This is a genomic window from Butyrivibrio sp. TB (assembly GCF_900110805.1).
Classification (GTDB): Bacteria; Bacillota; Clostridia; order Lachnospirales; family Lachnospiraceae; genus Butyrivibrio; species Butyrivibrio fibrisolvens_C.
The window spans coordinates 196,019-202,018 of sequence record NZ_FOER01000004.1 but is presented as its reverse complement, the minus strand read 5'-3'; the positions used below and the strand labels follow the sequence as shown (position 1 = coordinate 202,018).

Annotated in this window: 3 protein-coding genes; 2 read left to right on the top strand and 1 reads right to left on the bottom strand. The window is 41.6% G+C overall.

Going from position 1 to position 6,000, the window contains the following annotated elements:
• Positions 1-565: 565 nt before the first annotated feature.
• Entirely contained in the window at positions 566-2,653 is a 2,088-nt protein-coding gene (locus tag BMX21_RS04330; protein WP_092041725.1) for a glutamine synthetase III family protein, read from the top strand.
• Between the two features lie 167 nt (positions 2,654-2,820).
• Positions 2,821-4,596: an ammonium transporter gene (locus BMX21_RS04325; RefSeq protein WP_092041722.1), complete on the top strand. Its 1,776-nt coding sequence runs from the start codon at positions 2,821-2,823 to the stop codon at positions 4,594-4,596.
• Positions 4,597-4,849: 253 nt separating this feature from the next.
• Here the strand turns inward: BMX21_RS04325 and BMX21_RS04320 are convergent, their stop codons facing one another.
• A complete protein-coding gene (locus BMX21_RS04320; protein WP_092041719.1) occupies positions 4,850-5,725 on the bottom strand; it encodes a hypothetical protein in 876 nt (291 codons plus the stop codon).
• Between the last annotated feature and the right edge of the window lie 275 nt (positions 5,726-6,000).

Genomic DNA, 6,000 nt, shown 5'->3' with positions numbered 1-6,000 from the left:
TAACCAGCCATCCTGCGTAGCAGGGCTTGCCCTTGATGGGTTCTGACAGAAACGCTACGATGTTGTCCCCGACGGTGGGAAGTATTAGCTGTTCTTATCATCTTCACCGTCGGCAAAGCCAAGCAGCGTTTCTGTCGGGTTCGGTCAAGGGTGGCGTACGGTAGCAATTACATTAGTTTAGTACGATGGAAAGTGGACTATTATTGACACTCAAACTTCATGATGATAGCCTAAAATGAGCGGATGAAATTTCGCTTATTCTTATGATGCCAACAAGGCAAAGGCATATCAAGGTTCCTTTAACCCATTAAATCCTACAGTAAATTTACACTGTCTTTTTTAAAATTGCCTGTTGACAAATTATTTTTCTGGGATTATTATCTGTCTATCAATTGTTTCGACAATGGAGCCGGGCAGTGGGACATATCCCAACTGCCCTTTTTGTTGCAATAAATAAGAATAAGGCAAAGGTGCCAGATCGTACCCTTTAAGCGGTACATTTGGCACCTTTTTCATTTGTAACAAAACTAATGTTTTAGTATATCAAGTACGGAGGTGGATCATAATGATCGAGGAAAAAGGATTGCCGGAATTATTCGGAAGCAATGTTTTTAATGAAGAGACCATGAAAGAGCGTCTGTCTGCAGCATCCTATAATGCATGGAAGAAGTGCATCACTAATGCTCAGCCGCTTGACCTTGCAACTGCCAATGAGATAGCACAGGCTATGAAACAGTGGGCTGTTGAAAAGGGTGCTACACACTACACACACTGGTTCCAGCCTATGACAGGTGTAACTGCCGAAAAACATGACAGCTTCATACAACCAGCAGAAGGCGGCAAGATCGTAATGGACTTTTCCGGTAAGGAGCTTGTAAGAGGCGAGCCTGATGCTTCTTCCTTCCCTTCAGGTGGCCTTCGTGCAACATTTGAAGCAAGAGGATATACAGCATGGGATCCTACATCTTTTGCTTTCATCAAGGACGGATCGCTTTGCATTCCTACAATATTCTGCTCTTATTCAGGTCAGGCTCTTGATAAGAAGACTCCTCTTCTTCGTTCTATGGATGAGGTATCAAGACAGGCTATCAGGATCTTAAGACTCTTTGGAGATACAGATAGTAAGAGAGTTCTGGCACAGGTTGGTCCTGAGCAGGAATACTTCCTTGTGGACAAGGAGCTTTACAATCAGCGTGAAGACTTAAAGCTTACAGGTCGTACACTTTTTGGTATCAAGCCTCCACGTGGACAGGAACTTGAAGATCACTATTTCGGTCAGCTCAAGCCAAGAGTTGCTGCATATATGAAGGATCTTGATGAAGAGCTCTGGAAAGTTGGTGTTCTGTCTAAGACTAAGCATAACGAAGTTGCTCCTTCTCAGCACGAGATGGCTCCTGTATATTCAGGTGCTAACGCAGCCTGCGATCAGAACCAGCTTGCTATGGAGATCATGAAGAAGGTTGCTGACAGACACGGTTTTGTATGCCTGCTTCACGAGAAGCCATTTGCAGGTGTTAACGGATCAGGTAAACATGATAACTGGTCACTTTCTACAGATACAGGTGTTAACCTCTTTAAACCAGGTTCAACTCCGGGCGAGAACGCACAGTTCCTTCTCTTCCTTGCAGCATTCGTAAAGGGTGTTGATGAATATCAGGAAGCTCTTAGATGTACTGTAGCATCTGCAGGTAACGATCACAGACTTGGAGCTCAGGAAGCACCGCCGGCAATCATCTCCATCTTCCTTGGTGATGAGCTTGACGCTGTAGTACAGAGCATAATCCAGGGCAAGTCCTACAAGGGATCAGGCAAGCATTCAATACAGATCGGTATCGATGTACTTCCTTCCATACCTCAGGACAATACTGACAGAAACCGTACATCACCTATGGCATTTACAGGTAACAAGTTCGAGTTCCGTATGCTTGGATCAGGACAGTCAATATCAGGACCCAACATTGCGCTTAACACAATCATGGCACAGGAGCTTAAAGAATTTGCAGACAAGCTTGAAAAGAGCAAGAACTTCCAGTCAGATCTTCAGAAGCTTATCAAGAAGACCTTCACAGATCATCAGAGGATCATCTTCAACGGTAACGGTTATGATGAATCCTGGATCAAAGAAGCCAAGAAGAGAGGTCTTGCAAACCTTGTATCTACAGCAGATGCTCTTCCTGAATATGTATCCAAGAAGAATATCGACTTGTATGTCAAAAACAACGTATACACAGAAGAAGAAGTTCGTGCAAGAGGTGCTATCCATGTAGAAACCTACAATGCAACTATCGAGATCGAAGCACGTACTATGATCGACATGATCCATCGCCAGATCCTTCCTGCAGCATCCGCTTATACTGCTGAGCTGTGCCAAAGAGCAGCTGCACTTAAAGCCGCCGGCGTAGTAGTTGAGTATGAGAAAAATACTGCCACAAATACTGCTATACTTACAGATACTCTTGCAGCTGCCTGCAGCAAACTTGAAGCAGATTTTGCCAAGGTTCCTGCTGATCCTGACAAGGCTATGAAGTATCTTCATAAGACTATTATCAAGGATATGGACGACGCAAGAAGTGCTTCTGATGCTCTTGAAGCTGTAGTAGATGAGCAATACTGGCCATTCCCTGTATACGCTGATCTTCTGTTTTCTGAGTGATATGAATATTGTATTATTAGGCCTTGAATAAAGGTCTGACAGCAAAGGCGCTGATAGAGTGAGACGTCCACTCTACCGGCGCTTTTATTATATAAATTTTTTGGATGAGTTTAAAACTCACCATGGGAGGAATGAGTAAATATATATTTGCCCAAAGGAGGATTATTATGAGTGAAGAAATACTATCTTATGTTGACTCGCTTGTATTCGGAGTCTGGTTCCTTGCAGGAGCCGCACTTGTTTTTTGGATGCAGGCAGGATTTGCAATGGTCGAAACAGGATTTACCAGAGCCAAGAATGCCGGCAATATCATCATGAAGAACCTTATGGACTTCTGTATTGGAACTGTAATGTTTATCCTTATAGGATTTGGTCTGTTCCTTGGAGAGGATACACTGTTTGGACTTGTGGGTATGCCCAACTTCGACATCTTCTCACACTATTCAGACTTCGACTGGTCAGGATTCGTATTCAATCTGGTATTCTGCGCAACAACAGCAACTATCGTATCCGGTGCTATGGCTGAAAGGACTAAATTTATATCATATTGTGTGTACTCGGCTGTTATTTCAGGCATAATCTATCCGGTAGAAGCTCACTGGACATGGGGCGGCGGATGGCTCGCACAGATGGGATTCCATGATTTTGCAGGTTCTAACTGTATACATATGGTTGGTGGTATCTGCGCACTTATAGGTGCCTGGATGTTGGGACCACGTATCGGTAAGTTCACTAAAGATTCTAATGGTAAGATCACTAAAGTAAATGCCTTCCCGGGACACAATATCCCGATCGGTGCTCTTGGCGTATTCATCCTCTGGCTTGGCTGGTATGGATTCAACGGAGCTGCTGCAACATCTCTGGATCAGCTTGGTGATATCTTCGTAACAACTACTATCGCTCCTGCAGTTGCAACTGTAGTATGCATGATCTTCACTTGGATAAAATATGGCAAGCCTGATGTATCTATGTGCCTTAACGCTTCACTTGCAGGTCTTGTAGCTATCACTGCTCCTTGTGACAGCGTTGATGCATTTGGTTCTATAGTGATCGGTGTTGTAGCAGGACTACTTGTAGTATTTGGTGTATGGCTTCTTGATAATGTACTTAGAATCGATGATCCTGTCGGCGCAGTTGCTGTTCATATGATGAATGGTATATGGGGAACTATCGCTGTAGGTCTCTTTTCTACTAACACTGTTCCGGGATATTCACTCGCTGATGCTAATGGCAACGAACTTGTAGGCCTTTTCTACGGCGGCGGCTTAAAACTTCTTGGAATACAGCTTGTGGGAATGTTTGCAACAATCCTCTGGACAGTAGTAACTATTGTTATCACATTCGCTGTTATCAAGGCAACTCTTGGACTTAGAGCTTCTGAAGAAGAGGAGCTTTCTGGTCTTGATGTTACTGAGCACGGCCTTTCATCTGCATATGCAGGATTCTCCATTATGGATATCACAGGAATGGAGATGGAGGAAAATGAAAATACAGATCTTGGAATCGGGGAATACGATAATGCTTCCGAAGCTCTTAAAAACGCATCCGTCAAGGTTATCAAAGCTCCTACTTATCCCGAAGCTGATTCCGGTATACATAAGGTTGTTATCATAGCTAAGCTTTCTCGCTATGATAAGCTCAGAAAAGCAATGAATGATCTGGGCGTAACCGGAATGACAGTAACTCAGGTTATGGGATGCGGTATTCAGAAGGGTGCGGGCGAAAAATACCGCGGCGTAGAAATGGATGCAACGCTTCTTCCTAAGGTTAAGCTTGAAATCGTAGTTGCCAAGATCCCTGTAGAAAAAGTAATTGAAACTGCAAAGCGCGCTCTCTTCACCGGCCACATCGGAGATGGTAAGATCTTTGTTTACAATGTAGGCAAGGTTGTAAAGATCCGTACAGGCGAAGAAGATGTGGAAGCTCTGGCAGACGTAGAATAAGTTCAGAAACTTACGAATAATAATTTCAAAACAATACTTCAGATTTATATTTAAAAACTGTAGTTAAAAAATGCAAACGAAAATCCGGTATTAGTAAGAACCCTCAAAGCTCTCCCTCGTCTAGGAGCTTTGGCTTAGGAATCTTATCTAATACCGGATTTTCTTTGGCATCAGGTGCCTTTATAGATATTATCTTTATCTTCTTTAATAAGTTACCCAAAAGCTATGTATCTGCATAGCCAGTATACTTATTTTAATTAACTGTAAGAGAAATATCTTCATTATAGATATCAGGACCTGACCAGTCATCTGAATCATATACGCTGAAATAGAACTCTAAATCTTCTATTTCATCTTCTTCTGTAATATCTATCTTTTCAAGATCATCAAGATAGAAGGTGATCTCGCCAAGGGCACTGGTCTGCGCCATAAGATAATCTGCCCAGTATACGTCTACCATGTATCCATTAATTGATGCATCATCAATTGTGAATACTACGTTCTTATCAGTATTATTGACCATATATACTGAAAGCTCATAGCCCCAGGTATCATCCCACTCTATGCCGGTAAGAATAAATCTTACATCGTCATTTTCAGATAATATTACATCCTCATCATCATCTTCTCTTATAACTTCTTCAGCATTTTCTTCTCCCTTAGGATAGATATGGAAGTCTTCATCGAAGATATTGTCAGCAGACCAGTCATCAGAATCATAAGCATACATAAGGATATGGATATCTGTAACTTCGCCGATAAGTTCCTTTTCTTCATCTGTCATATAGAACTCTATCTCTTCGTTTAATTTCTTGCCGGGCTTAACTTCTGCAGAGAAGTAAGGATCAACACATACTCCATTAAGAGATGCATTATCAATTGTATACATGTAAGTGATATCTTCGGACTTGTTTTCAATAGTAACCTTAAGTGTATAGCCCCATGTTCCATCCTCATCAATGTCTGTGATCGTAACAGTTGTCTCATCAATGTCAACAACAGTTATTTCTTCAAAATCCGAATCTTTGGATTTTGCTGCAGTTACTTTTATAAGCGGAATAACAGCTATGATCATAGCCAAAAGAACTGCGGTGAGAGTTTTTGCGATAGTCTTTGTCTTTAAATACATACTGTACCTCCTTAATTAAAAGTAAAACAAAAGGTGGTAAGACTCCTCTCCCGCGACCATCATTATACGATATTTCGTTAATTGTATCTACCAAAAATACCTACAACAATCAAGTATTTTTTTGTAATATATTAACAAAAAAACGTCCATCTTCAAGAAAATCGTTATACATTTTTTAAATATGATGACGTGATCTGTTCTTTATATCTATTCTTATTCAGAAAGAAGCATGCCACCATCATCATAAAAAAGAGCCATAATTGTCAACCATGACA

Excerpts from the sequence above, each read along its gene's own strand:
- BMX21_RS04330 (WP_092041725.1), top strand. The coding sequence starts at position 566 with ATGATCGAGGAAAAAGGATTGCCGGAATTATTCGGAAGCAATGTTTTT.
- BMX21_RS04325 (WP_092041722.1), top strand. The coding sequence starts at position 2,821 with ATGAGTGAAGAAATACTATCTTATGTTGACTCGCTTGTATTCGGAGTC.
- BMX21_RS04320 (WP_092041719.1), bottom strand. The coding sequence starts at position 5,725 with ATGTATTTAAAGACAAAGACTATCGCAAAAACTCTCACCGCAGTTCTT.